The sequence below is a fragment of the Cyclobacterium sediminis genome (genome assembly GCF_054781075.1).
The window spans coordinates 280,600-298,777 of sequence record NZ_BAAGVC010000018.1; the positions used below are offsets into that span (position 1 = coordinate 280,600).

General features: G+C 40.6%; 14 protein-coding genes. 9 read left to right on the top strand and 5 right to left on the bottom strand.

All coding sequences use genetic code 11. The features are described from left to right. Positions 1–202: 202 nt before the first annotated feature. Positions 203–1,408 carry a THUMP-like domain-containing protein gene (locus tag ACYVHJ_RS16650; RefSeq protein ID WP_460516881.1) on the bottom strand — a complete coding sequence of 402 codons (1,206 nt, stop codon included), beginning with the start codon at positions 1,406–1,408 and terminating at the stop codon, positions 203–205. Continuing rightward, complete coding sequence (locus tag ACYVHJ_RS16655) at positions 1,409–2,398, bottom strand: aspartate-semialdehyde dehydrogenase (protein ID WP_303615442.1); 990 nt, start codon at positions 2,396–2,398, stop codon at positions 1,409–1,411. 104 nt (positions 2,399–2,502) lie between these two features. Between ACYVHJ_RS16655 and ACYVHJ_RS16660 the strand changes: the two genes are divergently transcribed. From ACYVHJ_RS16660 to ACYVHJ_RS16695, 8 genes are all read left to right on the top strand, one after another. After that, positions 2,503–7,755, top strand: coding sequence for a lamin tail domain-containing protein (locus ACYVHJ_RS16660; RefSeq protein ID WP_460516885.1), 5,253 nt, complete (start codon positions 2,503–2,505; stop codon positions 7,753–7,755). 86 nt (positions 7,756–7,841) lie between these two features. Continuing rightward, entirely contained in the window at positions 7,842–8,825 is a 984-nt protein-coding gene (locus tag ACYVHJ_RS16665; protein WP_460516888.1) for a TRAP transporter substrate-binding protein, read from the top strand. Then, entirely contained in the window at positions 8,822–9,283 is a 462-nt protein-coding gene (locus ACYVHJ_RS16670) for a TRAP transporter small permease (RefSeq protein ID WP_339902292.1), read from the top strand. Before ACYVHJ_RS16665 ends, ACYVHJ_RS16670 begins: the two co-directional genes overlap by 4 nt. Next, positions 9,280–10,554, top strand: coding sequence for a TRAP transporter large permease (locus ACYVHJ_RS16675; protein ID WP_460516892.1), 1,275 nt, complete (start codon positions 9,280–9,282; stop codon positions 10,552–10,554). The genes ACYVHJ_RS16670 and ACYVHJ_RS16675 overlap by 4 nt, the downstream gene beginning before the upstream one ends. 420 nt (positions 10,555–10,974) lie before the next feature. Beyond that, positions 10,975–12,129 carry an amidohydrolase family protein gene (locus ACYVHJ_RS16680; protein WP_460516895.1) on the top strand — a complete coding sequence of 385 codons (1,155 nt, stop codon included), beginning with the start codon at positions 10,975–10,977 and terminating at the stop codon, positions 12,127–12,129. Positions 12,130–12,158: 29 nt separating this feature from the next. Continuing rightward, positions 12,159–12,308 carry a hypothetical protein gene (locus ACYVHJ_RS16685; protein WP_460516898.1) on the top strand — a complete coding sequence of 50 codons (150 nt, stop codon included), beginning with the start codon at positions 12,159–12,161 and terminating at the stop codon, positions 12,306–12,308. Between the two features lie 210 nt (positions 12,309–12,518). Further along, a complete protein-coding gene (locus ACYVHJ_RS16690) occupies positions 12,519–12,623 on the top strand; it encodes a hypothetical protein (protein ID WP_460516901.1) in 105 nt (34 codons plus the stop codon). 589 nt (positions 12,624–13,212) lie between these two features. Continuing rightward, positions 13,213–13,617 carry a hypothetical protein gene (locus tag ACYVHJ_RS16695; protein ID WP_460516904.1) on the top strand — a complete coding sequence of 135 codons (405 nt, stop codon included), beginning with the start codon at positions 13,213–13,215 and terminating at the stop codon, positions 13,615–13,617. A gap of 161 nt (positions 13,618–13,778) precedes the next feature. Here ACYVHJ_RS16695 and ACYVHJ_RS16700 read toward each other — a convergent pair whose 3' ends face one another. After that, a complete protein-coding gene (locus ACYVHJ_RS16700; protein WP_460516907.1) occupies positions 13,779–13,976 on the bottom strand; it encodes a hypothetical protein in 198 nt (65 codons plus the stop codon). 274 nt (positions 13,977–14,250) lie between these two features. On the opposite strand from ACYVHJ_RS16700, the gene ACYVHJ_RS16705 reads away from it, so the two are divergent. Then, positions 14,251–14,706 carry an Hsp20/alpha crystallin family protein gene (locus tag ACYVHJ_RS16705; protein ID WP_460516910.1) on the top strand — a complete coding sequence of 152 codons (456 nt, stop codon included), beginning with the start codon at positions 14,251–14,253 and terminating at the stop codon, positions 14,704–14,706. Positions 14,707–14,798: 92 nt separating this feature from the next. On the opposite strand, the gene ACYVHJ_RS16710 is transcribed toward ACYVHJ_RS16705, so the two are convergent. Both ACYVHJ_RS16710 and ACYVHJ_RS16715 read right to left on the bottom strand, forming a co-directional pair. Continuing rightward, positions 14,799–15,812, bottom strand: coding sequence for an amidohydrolase family protein (locus tag ACYVHJ_RS16710; protein ID WP_460516913.1), 1,014 nt, complete (start codon positions 15,810–15,812; stop codon positions 14,799–14,801). A gap of 514 nt (positions 15,813–16,326) precedes the next feature. Further along, the gene (locus ACYVHJ_RS16715; protein WP_460516917.1) at positions 16,327–17,679 is read right to left on the bottom strand and encodes a Gfo/Idh/MocA family oxidoreductase; all 1,353 of its coding nucleotides are present in this window, start codon (positions 17,677–17,679) and stop codon (positions 16,327–16,329) included. Between the last annotated feature and the right edge of the window lie 499 nt (positions 17,680–18,178).

Here is an 18,178-nt window from a genome sequence, read left to right on the forward strand (position 1 = left end):
GGAGAAGCTATCACGAAGGGAAAATAGGTAGAATTTTCAATCCTCTCTGAGTATTCCGGTAGATATACCCTTATGGAAATGGTATTAATGAGGCCCAAAAATTCGCCCTTACCGGTAAAAAAATGCTATTATGAGACATCTCCGCTCACTAAAGAATGGACAAAAGCACCTAAATAGAAATAAAACTCATACCAGTTGATTGCTAAGTGTTTTCTTGAGAAAGTTTGCACCTTAACACAGCAGTCTGCCCATCCATTAATGTACAAGCGATCAAATATTCATCTCCTCCATCTTTAAGCTTGTATCTCTTTTTAATTTGGTTCGGCTTGCTGGGGAAATTGCGGGTCAATACATTCACCTTTCCATCAGGGAAGTGTTTTTTGAGCACTTTCTTATCCAGTTTCAGCTCTTCCAGAACTTCAAATACCCTACCATTGATTGGCCCGGATATTTCATTTCCGGTGTAAAGATGGGTGTGCGGATGAAGCTTACTCAAGCCAAACTCCTTGCCAAAGCTTTTAAATGCTCCTGCCTTTAAAATGCAGGAAAATGGTAATACCAAAAATTTCTGTGGCAAAGAATAATTGACCAAGGCATTTGTTTCTTCCTCCAAGGTAAAGGAAAACTGTTGCGCACTATTTCTTCCCAATTCAGTGGCGACCACTTTCAAAGGCTCATTCTTGCCATTGTAAAGAAACAGCAATTCTTTTACCTCATTTTTGACAGCCACCACATGTACTTGGTTGATTTCCGGTAATTCTTTTAGTGCTGCCTGGATGTCAAGCATAGGTGATGCTTTGATCAAGATTACTTTGGCTTTATCCCGGATCAAATCCCAATTTTGGCTCACATCAGGTTCAAGGTCTTTGAGCTGATACATCTTTTGATTCCCACTGCCTCTCCTGGCCGGATCCACAAAAAGCACATCGTATTTGGCACTTGTCTTTTCAATAAACTGAACCGACTCTCCATGCACCAAACTCAATTGGATACCCTTGCCCTTTAATAATCTGGAAAGATTGTGTCGGGCGAGCTCCACCAGCTCTTGCTGCCTTTCTAGATAGGTAATTTCTTTGAATTCCTTGCCGATATAAAAAGTGTCTACAGCAAAGCCTCCTGTAAGGTCTATAAAGGTTTTGCCTTGGACCAGCTGGGACTTGTATGCGGCAGTAAGCTCAGAAGAGCACTGTTCCATAGATAGGCTAGGTGGAAAAATAATTGAAGAATAACCGGCCCAAAAAGGAAGCTTTTTAGCCGCTTTTTGTCGCATGGCTATTTGCCTAGCAGCTATTTTTAAGTCTATTCCCGGCGCAGTCTTTTGCCTTAAAAGCAAATGTGCAGGATCTTCCTTTAGATGATCCTGCACAAACTGCATCAATTCTTGATGATATATATTTTCAAGGTTCACTTAAACCATGCTGTGTTCCAGTAAATACTCGGCAATCTGAACGGCATTCGTAGCAGCTCCTTTCCTAAGGTTATCGGCTACGATCCACATGTTAAGGGTATTGGCTTGGGTTTCATCCCTTCTCAATCTTCCTACAAACACCTCATCTTTTTTATGCGCATTCAATGGCATGGGATAAACATTATTTGCCGGATCATCTTCTACAATAATACCCGGAGTATTGGCCAACAATTCTTTGACTTCTGTCAAGTCAAAATCATTGTGGAATTCCACATTCACCGCTTCTGAATGCCCCCCCATCACAGGGATCCTTACAGCAGTAGCTGTTACCTGAATGGAATCATCACTGAAGATTTTTTTGGTTTCATTGATCATCTTCATTTCCTCTTTGGTGTAACCATTTTCTTGGAACACATCTATATGAGGCAATACATTCAAATCAATTTTATAGGGATAAACCATATCGGCTTTTTCTCCATTTCTCTCTGCCATCATCTGGTCTACTGCATCTTTACCTGTTCCGGTAACTGACTGATAGGTAGATACCACGATTCTTTTGATGCCATATTTTTCTCTCAAAGGAGCCAAAGCTAGTACCATTTGAATGGTAGAGCAGTTGGGATTCGCTATGATGCGGTCATCAATTCTAAGGCTCTTGCCATTGATTTCCGGCACTACCAATTTTTTGGTAGGATCCATCCTCCATGCAGAAGAATTGTCAATCACAATAGTTCCAACTTCAGCAAACTGCGGTGCCCATTCCTGAGAAGTTCCTCCTCCGGCTGAGAAAATCGCCACATCCGGCTTTTCTGCCACTGCCTGTTTGAGACCAATTACCGTATACTCCTTACCCTTATAAGCAATCTTTTTCCCTGCAGAACGCTCAGAGGCAACCAACAATAATTCATCGAAAGGGAAATTGTGCTCTTCGAGCACTTCTAGGATTTCTGAACCTACCAATCCGGTGGCTCCAACTACGGCTAACTTCATTTTAATTATAATTTTGACCGATTAAACTCTCCCGGTTCTGTCCCGGGAAAAATATTCTTCAACAATAAATACTTATTTAGTATACTTTTAGTTATATTAATGTTATGAAAACCAGCACTTTAATTTGGACTTTCATAGCATCTTCCCTATTTGGTTTTTCAATTCCCTGCCTTGGCCAAACATTTGCCAAACAAGACTTTGAGACTGAATTCAACATCGTCAACTACCCGGCAGAATTTCTGCCCGGATGGTCAGCCAGTCAAGTTCGCTCCGGAAAATCCAGGGTTTTTAAAGCTTCGGGAGAAGGAATCGCTGATTCCCAGGCCTTGGCCATTCAGACTACCAGTACTTTCAACGCGCAAATTTACATAAAAACATTGACTGTAGGGTTAAAAAACCCCACAATTTCATTTTGGGCCAAAACCGGTAAAAATGGATCAGGCAACAGACCTGTGCTTTTATACCTTTCCTATTCCACAGATCAGGGAAAGGGTTATTCGAGCCCAAGCCTAATCGGATCGGACAGCTCTTTTCTCAATGAAGACTCCCCTTACCTGGAATATCGACAACCGATACCTGAAATTTATACGGATATAGAAGAATTGACCATAAATCTAGAAGTGGTCTATGGAGAAGGATCCGGCACTGCTGCCAGATTGTTTCTAGATAATTTCAGCATAGCAGAGACTGAAGAAGAAGGCGAATCCCTAAGTGCTAAAATCATCCCTACAGACAATGACAGTAGCTTACTGATAGCATTTGATCAGGAAGTGGCCCTGGTTTCAGAGATTGCAACCCTTAGTTCCAATTATGGTCAGGCCAAGAGCATTTCTCAGCCCGAAAGCAAGCATTTGCTGCTTCACTTTGAAGACTATATTTACAATAATGACTACCGCTTACTTTTCAAAGAGATCAAATCCCTGCAATCAGGCAAAGTATTTAAAGACTGGTCCATTAGTTTTGATTACCCAAAATCCACTCCTGCCGCAGCCCTTATAATCAACGAAATCATGCCTGACCCAAACCCCAAAGGTTTGATCCCGGAGAACCCTACCCTTCCCAATGCTGAATATATTGAACTGTTTAACCGAACAGAGAAGGCCATCAAACTGAACAATTTCACTTATAATGATGCGACAATTCCCCAAGTACTCGTTCAACCGCAGGAACACTTGATCCTTTGTGCCACCACCAATAAGGATTTGTTTCAGCCGTTTGGAAAGGTGGCAGGCATGGAGGCTTTTCCAACCTTGGTCAACAGTGGTGGTGTGATCCAGATAAAAGATGGCTTTGGTAACCTATTGGATAGTCTAAGCTATAACCGATCCCTGTATGCCGACAAGGAAAAAGAAAATGGTGGATGGTCCATTGAGCGCATCAACCCATTTCTAAGCTGTGATGACCCTTACAATTGGAAGGCTACTGCAGCAGCCCAAGGGGGAACTCCCGGAACCACAAACAATAGATTTGGCCAGGCTCCGGATCAAAGGGTTTTTGAAATCCTTGAGCTCCAAACTTTGTCCTCCCAGCAAATCCAACTTACTTTCTCCAAAATACTTCCTCCTGTTTTAACAACAAACCTAAACATTTCTCTTAATGACCAAGCATTAAGTATTAAGGAGTTTAGTCAAAATTCCATGCTTCTTGAGCTCAGTAACCCTATGATTTCAGGCGAATCCTACAGTTTAACCATTCAAAATTTGTTGGATTGCTATGCCCTGCCTTTGACCGAAAATAAAACAACCTTTACCTATGATGGCCTTCCTCCGCTTGCTGAGAAAGTCGGGGGAATTGATGAATCAACCATTGTTGTGAAATTTGATGAAGCTGTTGATCCTATATCAGGAAGCAACCCTCTGCACTATAAATTGATTTCACAAGAAGAGATCATGCTTGCTCCTGCTATATTAGAAGAGCCATCCCCTGAAGTTCGAATCGCTCTTTCAAAGCCACTGCTATTCGGTGAAACCTATGGTTTAAGCCTAAGCAATATTGCCGATCAGTCAGGAAACCAAATGCAAAAGGATACCATTTTCTTTGCTTGGGAAGATGTTTTGGATACAGTTATGATTCTTTCACCGAATAGCTTGAAAGTAATTTACTTGGCAAACATCAGTCAGGCAACCGCTACAAATCCGGAAAATTATCTGGCCGGAGAAAGGCTAAGGCATCCCATTAGGGTTTTGCAAGATTCTGAAGAACCCAATAGCTATATTTTGTTTTTTGATGCTGAAATTCCGGAGAACAAAGTACAACAATTGCAAGTGCAAAATCTGGTGGATACCGAAGGCAAGGGCAGGATAAGCTTACAAAAAGCCTATGTTCTAGACACAAGCCCCATTGAACTGGAACAAGTGGAAATCCCAAGCAATAAAAGTCTCCTTCTGACATTTAACAAAGCTCTGGAGCCAAAGCGGGCCCTATTGCCTCAGGTTTATAGAATAGAGGAAAAGAATGAACATCCACAAGAATTGGAAATGCTTAATGAGCAACAGGTTTTACTTCAGTTCCCTTCAGAATGGGTTACCGGTGAAGCCTACCATTTGAGCATTGATGGTCTTGAGGACCTGTTTGGACAAAAATTGACAGCGCCGTTAAAGCATCGCTTTGTTTGGGACACCCTCCCACCAATGATTGACACCGCTTATCTTACCGATCCCTATTCATTGGTAATCTCCTTTAATAAAAGCGTAGCTCAACCGGATTCAGTCTTGGTCAATGACCAATTAATTACCCAGTTTGAACTTAACGATGCCGGAAATAAAATCACCCTGTACAATGAAGAGGCTTGGCCGGCTATTCAGCTAGCATTAACAGTCCCTACTGTAAGCAGCATAAATGGGGAGCTTGGGAAAGCGCTCAATTACGCCATTGACAATAGGCTGCTTTCCGTAGCTGAGGCCATGCTTTGGAATGCTGAATCTGTACAAATTTCTTACACAAGGTTTTATGATCCAAGTACAATTTTATTTATTGAGCAATACTTGGTACAAGGCGAGCCCCCTCTGGAAGTAAATCAAATAAATCCCTATCAAGTTTTATTAAAATTGAAAACCCCTTTAAAGCTTGGCGATGAGGTATCCGTTCAAGTGGATCCAAAGCAAGAAGCTCCGGATATTTCCGGACATTTATTTCAAACCATGTTAGACTATGATGACGGCATTCATGATATTTGGCTGGAAAACAATCAGCAAATCATCATCAACCATGATGTGGCACTGGCTGAGTCACCCTGGCTTGAACCTTTTAAATTTGTAGAGGAAAACTTGGAACTGGAACCATTTTTAAGCCAATCTTACCCTAAGCAAATCCAGGTATTGATTTCTTCTCCGCTCCAGCAAGGCCTTCAGCTGACACTAAAAATTCCACCTAGGCAAGAGCGAAACAAGCGTATCTTACCGGGTAGCCAAAGGCCCATTTCATGGAATCCTTCAGCTCCTCAACTTTTGGAGGTGGCCGTCCTTCCTGAAAATCAAATTGCCCTGTACTTTGATAAAGAACTGGATCCCGTGCTGGCACTTGTCCCACAGTTTTACAGCATTTCAGACCAAAACCCTCAAACAGTAACTTTAGAAGAAGGCGGTAAACTGGTATTGCTCACCTTTGAAAATACTTGGCCAAACAACGTAGCCCTCACTTTGCAAGTCCAACAGTTAGAGGATCTAGATGGAAATGAGATTGATCCGATTGAATTTGATTTTCTTTACAAAGAGGTAACTGTTGCAGGGTATAAAGATATCCTGATCAATGAAGTCATGCCTGCCCCCAGAGAAGGCTCTGGCTTGCCGGATTCCGAATATATTGAAATATTCAACCCTACTGACAGTACTTTTAATTTAGGAGGGATGCTGTTGGCAAATTCTAGAACCCGAACTATCTTGGCACGGACAGAAATGAAACCCGGAGAATATATTATTCTTTGTCCATTGGCTTCAGAAACTGCCTTTAGCAATTATGGAAAGGTAATCGGACTCAGTCCTTGGCCTGCATTATTGAATGGTGGAGATGAAATTTCTCTTTTGAATCAAAAAGATGAACTTGTGGACAAGATGAGCTATGACTCGCAAATGCCTTTAGCAAGCGAAGTGCTTACAAATGGCTATAGCTGGGAGCTGATAAATCCTTGGTCTACTTGTGAAGGGCCAAGCAATTATGCACCTGCTAGCATTGAAGCCAAGGGCACACCAGGTGCCGTTAATTCCGTGTTTGATAATAGTCCGGACCGCAGTTCTCCTCAACTGCTCAGCTCGCAAGTCAGTCACAACAACCAAATCATCTTACAGTTCTCAAAACCCTCTACTAAAGAGATGGGGGATATGGTCGATTTTGAAATTGTCCCTTCGGTCAAAATCATAAATGCTATTCAAAACTCCGATGATCCTTTCCAATGGATTCTTTATCTCGAAGAACCTTTGGAAGAAAACCAAGCTTATGAAATTACGGTTGAAAACTGGAGAGATTGCTCTGGAAATGCCTTAGATAATAATAAGGCTTTGGTGAAAATACCCGGCAATCCGGGAGAAGGAGACATTGTTTTAAATGAGATTCTTTTTAATCCACCGACGGGTGCTCCAAAGTTTGTTGAAATTTACAATAATTCAAGCAAGCTCATCAACCTCAAAAACTGGAAACTGGCCAACCTTTCGGAAGGAGAAATTGACAACAGGAAAATTCTAACCTCAGAGGATTTTATCTTTGACCCTTTTACTTATTTGGTACTTACCACCGATAAGCAAAACTTAGTTACCCATTTCCCAAAGGCGGTAAACAGCAATTTCCTAGAAATGAGTTTACCCAGTTATCCAATTCGTTCAGGGACAGTCATTTTATTAGATCCTGAGGAAAATTGGCCGCAAAGATTCGATTACGATGAAGATTATCACCATGGTTTTTTGAGGGATACCAAAGGCATTTCCCTTGAAAGATATGCCAGCGGGGAGGAGGTAAATGATCCTAAAAACTGGCATTCTGCAGCAGCAGCAGAAAATCATGGCACACCCGGCTATAAAAACTCACAGGTATATGAAGGAAATTCCGGAGGGGTGGGATTGACCATTTCACCCGAAATATTTATTCCTGATGCAACAGGAGAACAACCTTTTACCACCATTTCCTATAAAATGGACCAGCCCAATTATCTGGCCACCCTTCGCATTTTTTCTGCTTCCGGACTAGAGGTAAAACTATTGTGCCAAAACGAAATCTGGGCAGCAAATGGGTTTTATACCTGGGATGGCACCAATGAAAAAGGAGAAAAGGTAGGTGTGGGCTACTATATAATTTCTGCAGAACTCATTCACCCTGCCGGCCATGTACAGCACATCAAAAAAACGGTGGTTGTTGGCACTAAATTCTGAAATTTGAATGCCTTGCCCCATATTTTTTGTACTTTGGTTTGATTTTCCAATTGAAACTAAAGATTTTAGTTTTATATATGCAAACAATGAACCCAAGCCGATTAACGCTTCTATTTTTATTATTGATCCAACTGTGGAGTTGCTCAGCCTCCTCAGAAAATAAACCTGAATATGTCTTACGTTTTGGACACCTGGCCAACAACCAACATGGTTGGCACCTGGCCAGTTTAAAATTTGCCGAAGAGGTAAAAAAACGATCCAATGGCAGAATAGAAGTGAAAGTTTATCCCAATGAGCAACTCGGTAAGGAAATGGATGTACTGACCGGACTATTGGTAGGTAGTGCAGACATTATGATTACCGGAGAATCCCTACAAAGCTGGAGCTTGCCCAAAGCCATCCTATGCGCCACCCCTTTTGCTATCCGAGATTCTGAGCATCTAAAAAAAGTAGCAGGGGGATCTTTGGGCAAGGAAATCGAGCAGCATATTTTGGATGGTGCCGGCTTTAAACCTATTGCATGGTTTGAGCGGGGAGCAAGAAACCTTACTGCCAATCGAATCATCCGCCATCCGGACGATCTTCAAGGAATGATTTTAAGGGTACCACCGGTTTCTCTTTATGTGGATACTTGGAGTACACTGGGTGCCAAACCTACACCTATGGCTTTTTCAGAGGTTTTTACTGCTTTGCAGCAATCCACCATCCATGGACAGGAAAATCCTTTTGCCTTGATCAAAGATGCAGGCCTCTATGAGGTGCAAAAATACTGTATGTTAACATCCCATGTGAAAAGCTGGGCCTATGTGGTCATGAGTGGTAAAAAATACGATAGCCTCCCCAAGGACCTGCAAAAAGTAATTGATGAATCAGCTAAAATAATGCAGGAATACGAACATGAATTGTTTTTAGTTCAAGAGAAGAAAGATTACGATTTCCTTGTGGAAAAAGGAATGGAATTTATTGAAGTTGACAATGAAGCTTTCAAGGCAGCCGCAAAAGAAGCTGTTCTGGAATCCTTTGATGAAGAACAAACAGATCTTTTAAATAGAATCCAGCAGGTAAAATGACAAAATCTCCCTTCCCCACTTTAGATAAAGTACTGGGTTTCCTCGTAAACCTAAGTTTTGTTTTGATGATTGCCGTTGTATTGCTTCAGGTTATTGCCAGGTACCTTTTGCCCTGGGCTCCCAATTGGACCGAAGAGCTTGCCCGCTTTTGCTTCATCTATTTGGTAAGCATGGGTGCTGCCTTGGCTGTAAAAGACAATGGTTATGTAAGTGTAAACTTTTTATTGGACAGGCTATCGCCCAAATACAAATCCATATTGGAGAATATTATATTGGTATGCATTATCGGCTTGATGTTTACTCAGTTTGTGGTAAGCCTTCCATTAATGGAGATTGTGAGCATACAAAAATCCCCTTCCATGAACCTCAACATGGCCTTTATGTATGGTGCCATGGCCATTATGGGCTTATCGGTTGCCTTTTACAGTACCTTGAAATTAATTGAAAAAAATAGATGACTGCACTTTTATTCATTGTCTTTTTGGTTCTATTGGCCATAGGCTTTCCTATTGCCTTTGCCTTGGGGATTTCCGCCTTTACCTATTTGTTGTTTAGCGATATCCCATTAATGGTGATCCCCCAAAAAATGTATGCGGGCATCGACGTTTTTGTATTGCTGTCCATCCCCGGCTTTATTTTGGCCGGCAACCTGATGAATGCCAGTGGTATTACCGGTAGGATCATCAATTTTTGCAATGCCCTTTTGGGACATATTAGAGGAGGGTTGGGACTGGCCAATGTTGGGGCTTCCATGTTATTTGGCGGTATCTCCGGAACGGCCATTGCCGATACCGCCAGCATTGGTTCTGTAATGATCCCGGCCATGAAAAAAGAAGGCTATGATGTGCCTTTTTCCTGTGCCGTCACAGCTTCTTCTTCCACAATTGGGCCTGTTATTCCCCCCAGTTTACCGATGATCATTGCCGCCACCCTTACCGGACTTTCCGTGGGAAAGTTATTTGTAGCCGGGATTGTTCCGGGTGTACTATTGGGAATAGGTTTTATGTTGATTACCTATTTGATTTCTGTGAAAAGAAAATACCCCAAAAGGGCTAGAAAATCATTTGGCTTCATCTTCAAAAGCTTTTTCCAGGCATTTTGGGCTTTAATGATGACCATAATAATACTTTTTGGCATCATAGGAGGTGTTTTTACGCCTACCGAAGCCTCTATTGTAGCGGTAATTTATGCAATAGCCATTGGTCTTTGGGTTTACAAAGAGTTAAAAATTAAAATGATTCCGGCCATATTGCTTCAGTCAGCCAAAACAACTGCTGCCTTGATGGTGCTGGTTGGTTTTGCCAATCTCTTTGCCTGGATCATGACCGTAGAGGAGTTGCCACAGCTGATTGCCAATAGCCTATTGGAATTGACCACCAACAAATTTATGCTACTCTTGTTAATCAACCTCTTGCTTATATTTGTAGGTGCCTTTATGGAAACCATTGCCGCCTTGCTTATACTGTTCCCGGTTTTGCTGGGCGTAGCAGTAAATGTGGGCGTAGATCCTGTGCAGTTTGCCATCATTATGGTTTTTAACTTGGTGATTGGGCTCACCACTCCCCCTGTAGGTGTCTGCTTGTTTGTGGCTTCAAGTATCGGAGGTATTTCTCTTGAAAAAATAGCAGTGGCCGGCTTGCCTTATTTGATGGTAAGTATTCTGGTCCTATTGATGATTACCTATATCCCCGAAGTAAGCCTGTGGTTACCGGGATTGTTTTATGAGTAAATCTCGAACTACTAATCGAGGCGGACTTTGATAAATATTGCTCAATTGGAGACAATGAAATAGGCTGACTTAATTTTACCTCATTACGCAATCGTCAATCTTGAAGATATCAAAATACCCCTTTTTTCAAAGGGGGACCAAGGGGGATTTCTAACGTCAACAGCAAACAAAATAAACTTTTTATCCCTGAAAATAACCATCCATTTTGAACCATTTAATCCAATCAAATACCCCTATTCTTCTTTCTTGATCTTCATCAATAAAGAAAAACATTCAATTAATTTTAATATTAACAATTCCTTTGGTTAAATTAAACCACAGGAAAATAAGTAGAGGGAATAGTGCCTTCAGTTTACCAAACTTTTTGTAACTGTGCCCATCTCCAAAATACACGTTAACTAAAACCACACAGCCATAACCATGAAAAAAATTACCATAGCAAGTAAATCATTTTCTTTTTCCTTATGCCTCTTGGCATTTTTTACCTTCTGTAAATCTCCCCAAAAGCAAGAAAAAATGGTTGAGCAAATACCAGACACTTACTATTCCATGGAAGATTTTTCCACCATAAAAAAGTTTGATACACATGTCCACCTTCGTAGTCAATTTGACACCCTTTTCATAAATCAAGCAGCCAAGGATAACTTCGGTTTTCTAACCGTCAGTGTATATACCTCTCCAGAAAGACAGCCGGAAGACCAAGAGAATTTCTCTTTAAAAATGGTGCGGGACTATCCTGATATTGTCTCCTATGCTACCACATTTTCATTGGATGGATTCAATGAGGAGGATTGGGTAAGCAAGACCCTGGCCTATTTAGAAAAATCCATTGCCCATGGGGCCATTGCGGTAAAGGTTTGGAAAAACGTGGGCATGGAATTGAAAAATGACAAGGGCGAATTGGTAACCATCAATGACAAGAAATTTGAACCCATCTTCAAACTTTTAACGGAGAAGGACATAACCCTATTGGGGCATCTTGGTGAACCCAAAAACACTTGGTTGCCACTAGAAGAAATGACCGTTCAGGGAGACAAGGATTATTTTAGTGAAAACCCAAAGTACCATATGTACAACTTCCCCGATTTCCCCTCCTATGAAGATCAAATTGAGGCACGAGACCGGATGTTGGCCGACAATCCTGATTTGAGATTTGTTGGAGCACATTTGGGAAGTTTGGAATACGATGTGAAGGAATTGGCAAAAAGACTGGACCGCTACCCCAATATGGCAGTGGACATGGCCGAAAGAATTTCCCACCTACAATACCAGGCCATTACCAATTGGCAAGAGGTTCATGACTTCTTTATTAAATACCAGGACAGGCTAATTTATGGAACAGATTTGAGAACAGGTGCTTCAGACATCCAAGCCAAGGGATTGACAACGCGCGATGAAATTGCCGCACATGCCCAGGAAGTATGGTTAAGGCATTGGCAATTTTTCACCGGAGATGATGAAATGAATGTGCCAAAAGTAGATGGTTCCTTCAAAGGCCTAAAGCTACCCAAATCCGTGGTAGATAAGATTTATAGGTACAATGCTGAGAACTGGTATCCCGGACTTCTCGAATAGTTTTTAAACTTTAAAAAATTAAAAACACCATGAATTACCTCAACCGCAGCAATTTTCTAAAACTATCCTCCTTAGCCCTCGGAGGTCTATTGGCCGGTTTGCATGCCAAGGCTTCTTTTGCAAAGAACTTCAAAAAAAACCTAAGACCGGGTTTTGTGGGCATAAAAGTGGTGGCATAACCCAAAACCCATCTATTGGCACCGATTGATTCTGGCCCTGCAGGGAAACAAACAGCCGGACTGGGATGTTTACGATTCAATAACAAACGCGGCCATCATCCCCCTTACGAGCGCCTCAGCAGCCGACAAAAGCTGGCTGGTAGATTTTGCGGACTTCACCAAAGGAAAATGGGGAGGTAGAGCTAAGCTTTATTCTTAATTAAGGAATTGATGAAAGTCCACCAACAGCGAATAAGGACTGAATTACCAAAAATCTATAGTCAAGATTTATTGAATAACCTGTTTCGGTGCCTATACACAAAATTTACTTTGTAATGGAGGATACTAAAGTAAGTCGAAAGAAAGCGGCGAAGTATTCTCTACCAGTTAAATAAAATTGAAATAGGAGCAATCAGAAAATTTGGAAAGACAATTACCATAGAAACAGAAGTTTTTATGCTTTTACAAAACATTGGTAATTTTCATGAGCCGCATATCAAAGAAAAACGGTTTAACTCTTCCAATATTGAAATAGGAATTCGCTCAGTGAAAGATAGTTATTTTAATGCCTGTGATACAAGATAAACTCGGCAAAGAACTTATTTAGCCAAAGCTGCCTGCCTTTAGTAAACAATGAGTATAACCTGATTCCCAAGGTATTGCTGCAAATAAAAGGGAACAATACCGCCGAAATTTCGACTTTTATTAGTAATTTCTTCGAAATAGGATTAATTATCTTATTTCTATTTGATTCCTATTCCTAAGTCTTTATTTTAGTATTTAATAATTTAGTAGCAGGGAGTCGTTTGAAAACAGGCATTTTTAAAAGTCATTTAATGTTTGATTATAACAGGTGCCTTGCACCATTCATAAAACTCCTAATCTAGACTGAATAAATACCGTCTATCTTTAATAGAGCCTCAAAATGAAGACAACATTACTTATTGTAATCTCCTTTCTTGTATTTTCATGTAATCCTTATGACAAAGAACTTACGTTAGAGGGTGAATATTCTATCGTTGATTTTACAATGACCCCCGAGTTTGCAAAAGATTCAATTGCACGAAAAAATATATTGCCTATAATTACTAGTCCCAATAGCACATTTATTTTTTCAAAGGACCATTCATTTTTAAAAATAGATCCCAAGTTTGGTATGGAATTCTTTGGAGATTCAATTTATCAATATGAGATGGAGAATAAATATATCGCCTTAACAAATAATGATAAAACCATAAGCATCCCTTATAAAATCGATAATGGAATAATAAGGCTATTTATTGACAGCAAAGGAATTGAGCGATTTTCAATTATCCCATCTAAGAATTAGTATTCGTTTGTAGCCAGATTAAACCAAAAATTTTCTTCAGGGTAGTTATTTTTTTTTCTGTTAATTAATAGAAAATATATAGCCTGAAATTTAAGAACTTAAATCGAGCTATCTATCATTACTATTTTCTAATGTTTTAAAATTGTCAGTTTTCAAGCCCCCTATCGCTCCAATAAAAAAGACAACAAATCCTTAAGGTCGCTATCGATAAGGCCCTTTTCTAATCCTTCGGACATTAATGAATTTTTGATCAGACCATAATCAGCTATTTCATCTTTAGAAAACGTAACAAAGGCATTTGCTAAAGTATATATTTCTATGCTGCCTTCACCCACATCGATTTGCCTGCCTTGGTGCATGGTCCCATCTTTTAATTTTATAAACCATCCTTGATACTATATTGTACCCCATTGGCTTAACCATATTAATAATTATTCTTTATTGATATTTAATCAAACACACCATGCCATATCGTCACTTTTAGCCACATTCAACAGTCATAATGTCATTTCATCAATCAACAATACTGACGTATTGTCCTGTTTTACAGGTGTTTACTTGATTTTTGCAATTGGCATTTACTTTGTTAAATGACTAGTAAATAACGAAGTTAAAACTAAAAAAACTATAGCCATGACACTTATAAAAACAAACGGAAGAAAAACACAGGCACCTGATTTTAACAATTGGTTGGATCAATTATTTGATGTTCCATCTTCTTTTGTATTGGGTAGCCCTGAGAATCGTTTCAACGGAAACAAGCCGGCAGTTAATATCAAAGAAAATGACAAAGAGTATTTGTTGGAAGTAGCTGCCCCCGGTATGAAGAAGGAAGATTTTAACATTTCCTTTGAAAAAGACTATCTGACTATCTCCGCAAGTAAAAAAACAGAGACGGAAGAGAAAGACGAAAGTCATAAGGTAAAGCGAACTGAATTCCATTATGAAAGCTTTGAAAGGTCTTTCTTTATTGAAGATGACAAAGTAGATGTGGATCAGATCAACGCTCAGTACCAGGATGGTATCCTTAAACTTATACTTCCTAAAAAAGAAGAGCTAAAAAGAGTGAAACAAATCACAGTATCTTAATCGGGAAAAAATCCTGAAGTAATTTTTAGAAAGTTCCTTGGTTAGCCAAGGAACTTTTTTTGTTTTATTTCCAATAAACTCCATAGGTTTACTTAGCTCCAGCCGAAAAGTTGTAAAGCATTGCCACCGAGTATGGCTGCCTGCTCCTGTGACGAGAGATGCGAGAGGTGTCCCAACAGGTCCTGGCGGTAGCGACGGTACGAGTCTGGTGTCGCATCTGTATTGAAGCCACCGCCATAGATCATCCGTTCGGCGCCCCAGGCACTGGTCAATTGGCGGATGATCGGCCTGATATCCTGGTGAGGATAGTGCTCTGATTTTGGGATAGATGCTAGCTTCATTACTGTGTTAGGAAAGTCAGCCCAGCGCAATACTTTGGCATATTCTTCCGGTGATCCTTGAAACGGACGCCCAAGGTGATCAATTATCACAGTGGTGTCGGAGAATTCCCTAATATATGGTTCGAAGCCGGGAGCATAGCGAGGTTCGAAATGCAACTGCACAGCAACGCCGGCATCGGCGACACTACGCCACCATTTACGGAGTTCCAGTTTCCCAAACGGAGGCAACCGGTCGGGAGCGTAGGCATGTACGCGGGAGGCAATTATACTCCCTTCACTGCTCTTTAAATAGGATGGCATCGCAGCCAACGAATCAGGCTGGTCAGCAAAAAACAGGCAGGTACCCTTCAGCCGGCCCCCACCAACTTCCAGACAATAATCAAGATACCGATGGTCGTCTTGATACGGTTCAGGGTGAACAACGATTCCGTATTTAATCCCTGCTCCGTCCATGCAGCTCAGCAGATGCTCTGGAGTGGCAGCGGAATCAGGCCGATAGGGTCCGTTGGGATGATAAGGGAATTCATTGTTTTCGGGGCCGCCAAAACAGTGAAGATGGGTATCAACGACTGGCAGATCGCTGTTAGTCTTCTCTGCCTGCGATTTCGAAGTCAGGGCAAGGCTTGCAAGCGATCCACCTAAGATCCCTAGGCAGTCACGGCGGTTGATGCAATTCCCCTCGTGGCCTTTTTTCGGATGGTCCTGTTGCCTGCCGAGATAAATAGTTGTAGGATGATCATTTGTATTAAAGGATTTCAGTATCAAGGCTATATGGGTTTTGTTAAACTACCTTTAAAAGGTACTACAGTCTTCCTAAAAACCCAAATGAATAGCTGAATGGACTGGAAAATTATTTCCTTATAAAAAATTGGCTTGATTATAAGTAAAGTAAATCTTTTTTAGAGGCCAATAAAGAATAATCTAAACGTATCTGTATAAAACCTTAGGTCCGGAACAATGATTATTAATTTCCCCCAGCAATCAGAGTAACAGGCATTTTCTAATGCCTCGTGTTGTGACCAAAATACCTTGAAAGTATTGTTTCCCCGCGTCTCTGATTTAACATCTAAGTAAAATTTGATAAATCACTCTTATAAGGTGAAAAAGGATTTTACTAAATAATAAATTGAAATGGTTGATTTTGACCCGTTTTAAAAGAAGGTTACAGGTTATTGAGTAAATAATGAATATAGGTTTACAGTTTTGAAAATGTCCCCCATCCTCTTTGAGGGGATGGGGGACGTTTTATTTCCAGCTCAGATTATTAATGTCTTCAATTTTACCAAAGCTCTTCTCCGTAAGACCAACCTTCGCGAACTGGTTCTTTAATGTATGCATCTAACTCCGGACGACCAACGGCCTTCATATTTTTTGCGTCATAGCTGATCGTTCCGCCAAATCGTTGTGCTAGTACACCAACAAGACCCATTTCGGTTAAGTCTGCACCATAATCGAAGTTTGAGCCCGGCAAGGTGTCGTTTTTAATGGCAGCCACCCATTCTTGTACTGGTTTTTCTTCGGCTACTCTCGGAATGGTTTCTGCCGGTTTATTCTTTTGGAAATCTATCCATTCTTCTTCAGGAACAAGTAATCGAGGATTATTTGGACGGCCTCCATGGTAAAGTGTCTTCTTAGAACCAATCATTATCATTCCATTTTCCGGCATTTCTTCAAGCCCATACTCTTCCTTTAATTCGGGTTTGCCCATACCTTCAATCCATTTCATGGTAACGGGTGGTTTATTACCCCGAGCACCAAATTGCCATGTTATGGTTGATTCTTTGGCAATCATACTATGATCCGGAACTTCAGGGTTTGGTACTACAGCATCTACTGTATGTGGCATTCCAAGATCCAATGCCCAGAAAGGAGCGTCTAAAGTATGACAACACCAATCGGCCATTGCTCCGCTCCCGAAATCGTAGAAAGCTCTCCATGATTTGGGTGCATATTCATTATTAAAAGGACGATCAGCTGCAGGACCTTTCCATAAATTCCAATCTAAACCTTCAGGAACTTCATGTTCTGGAAATGGAAATCCTTCAGGCTTTGAGAAATATCCATCCGGATTAAATGTTGTTGGGCCTCCCCATCTAATTACTTCTTTTACATCTCCAAGAACACCTGCATCATACCATTCTTTTACTAATCTAATTCCATGGGTTGTATGTCCTTGATTGGCCATTTGCGATACGATGCCATAGTGGTTTGCTGCTTTTTTCATGGTGCGGCATTGCCAAATATTATGCACCAGTGGTTTTTCAACCAATACATGTTTTCCAAGTTGCATAGCATCCATTGCCGCCGGGAAATGGGTATGGTCAGGTGTAGCAATCATAACGGCATCAATTTCGTTGGCCATTTCGTCGAACATCACCCTGAAATCTTTGTACTTTTTTGCGTTAGGTACAGTTTTGTATGCATGCTCAGTCATTCGGTCGTCAACATCACACATGGCCACAATATCTTCTACGGCAACCTGGCTCCAACTTGCACGACCTCTGGCTCCTACACCAATCATTGCAAAACGCAATTTTGTACTTGGCGGGTCTTTAATAAAATTAGGAATGAATAATGCTCCTAAACCGGCCGTTGAAGCTGATTTTAGAAATGTTCTTCTTGTTGATTTCATTTTGTTATTTTGATTTAGGTATTGCTTGACTATCCTATTTAAAACCAAAAATGATTTTTTTGAGCCGGTTTTAGCACTGGCAAAAAGACAAAGGGTTTCTAACCGTAGCCAATTTGGTTTATTTATGGTCAAAATACTTTATTTTTCTGTCATTTGGGAATAAAACACTTCTGATTTATATATTTTTAAGTCTAAAATATAGAAAGCACCGGTATACGTAGCCATAATTCCTTAAGGACGCGAAGTTTTCTTAAGTTTAGGGACAGCTGGGATACTATTTGAACCATTGATTCAACTCAGGGAAAAAAATAACAATCGTCTTTATAAAGAGAGGAGAATTAAGCAGGTTTATTTACAAAAAAGGGCATAAAAAAAGACCCTTAGATTGCTCTAAGGGTCTCGTCCTGAAAATGGTTGACACTTTTGTTTTTCAAATATAGTAAGTGTTTTAATTTTTAAGAAGTTTCATTTAACTTACAGTACCACGATAAAGCGGAGG

Excerpts from the sequence above, each read along its gene's own strand:
- ACYVHJ_RS16695 (WP_460516904.1), top strand. The coding sequence starts at position 13,213 with ATGAAGACAACATTACTTATTGTAATCTCCTTTCTTGTATTTTCATGT.
- ACYVHJ_RS16670 (WP_339902292.1), top strand. The coding sequence starts at position 8,822 with ATGACAAAATCTCCCTTCCCCACTTTAGATAAAGTACTGGGTTTCCTC.
- ACYVHJ_RS16675 (WP_460516892.1), top strand. The coding sequence starts at position 9,280 with ATGACTGCACTTTTATTCATTGTCTTTTTGGTTCTATTGGCCATAGGC.
- ACYVHJ_RS16655 (WP_303615442.1), bottom strand. The coding sequence starts at position 2,398 with ATGAAGTTAGCCGTAGTTGGAGCCACCGGATTGGTAGGTTCAGAAATC.
- ACYVHJ_RS16715 (WP_460516917.1), bottom strand. The coding sequence starts at position 17,679 with ATGAAATCAACAAGAAGAACATTTCTAAAATCAGCTTCAACGGCCGGT.
- ACYVHJ_RS16700 (WP_460516907.1), bottom strand. The coding sequence starts at position 13,976 with ATGCACCAAGGCAGGCAAATCGATGTGGGTGAAGGCAGCATAGAAATA.
- ACYVHJ_RS16665 (WP_460516888.1), top strand. The coding sequence starts at position 7,842 with ATGAACCCAAGCCGATTAACGCTTCTATTTTTATTATTGATCCAACTG.
- ACYVHJ_RS16660 (WP_460516885.1), top strand. The coding sequence starts at position 2,503 with ATGAAAACCAGCACTTTAATTTGGACTTTCATAGCATCTTCCCTATTT.
- ACYVHJ_RS16685 (WP_460516898.1), top strand. The coding sequence starts at position 12,159 with ATGAATTACCTCAACCGCAGCAATTTTCTAAAACTATCCTCCTTAGCC.
- ACYVHJ_RS16690 (WP_460516901.1), top strand. The coding sequence starts at position 12,519 with ATGAAAGTCCACCAACAGCGAATAAGGACTGAATTACCAAAAATCTAT.
- ACYVHJ_RS16705 (WP_460516910.1), top strand. The coding sequence starts at position 14,251 with ATGACACTTATAAAAACAAACGGAAGAAAAACACAGGCACCTGATTTT.
- ACYVHJ_RS16680 (WP_460516895.1), top strand. The coding sequence starts at position 10,975 with ATGAAAAAAATTACCATAGCAAGTAAATCATTTTCTTTTTCCTTATGC.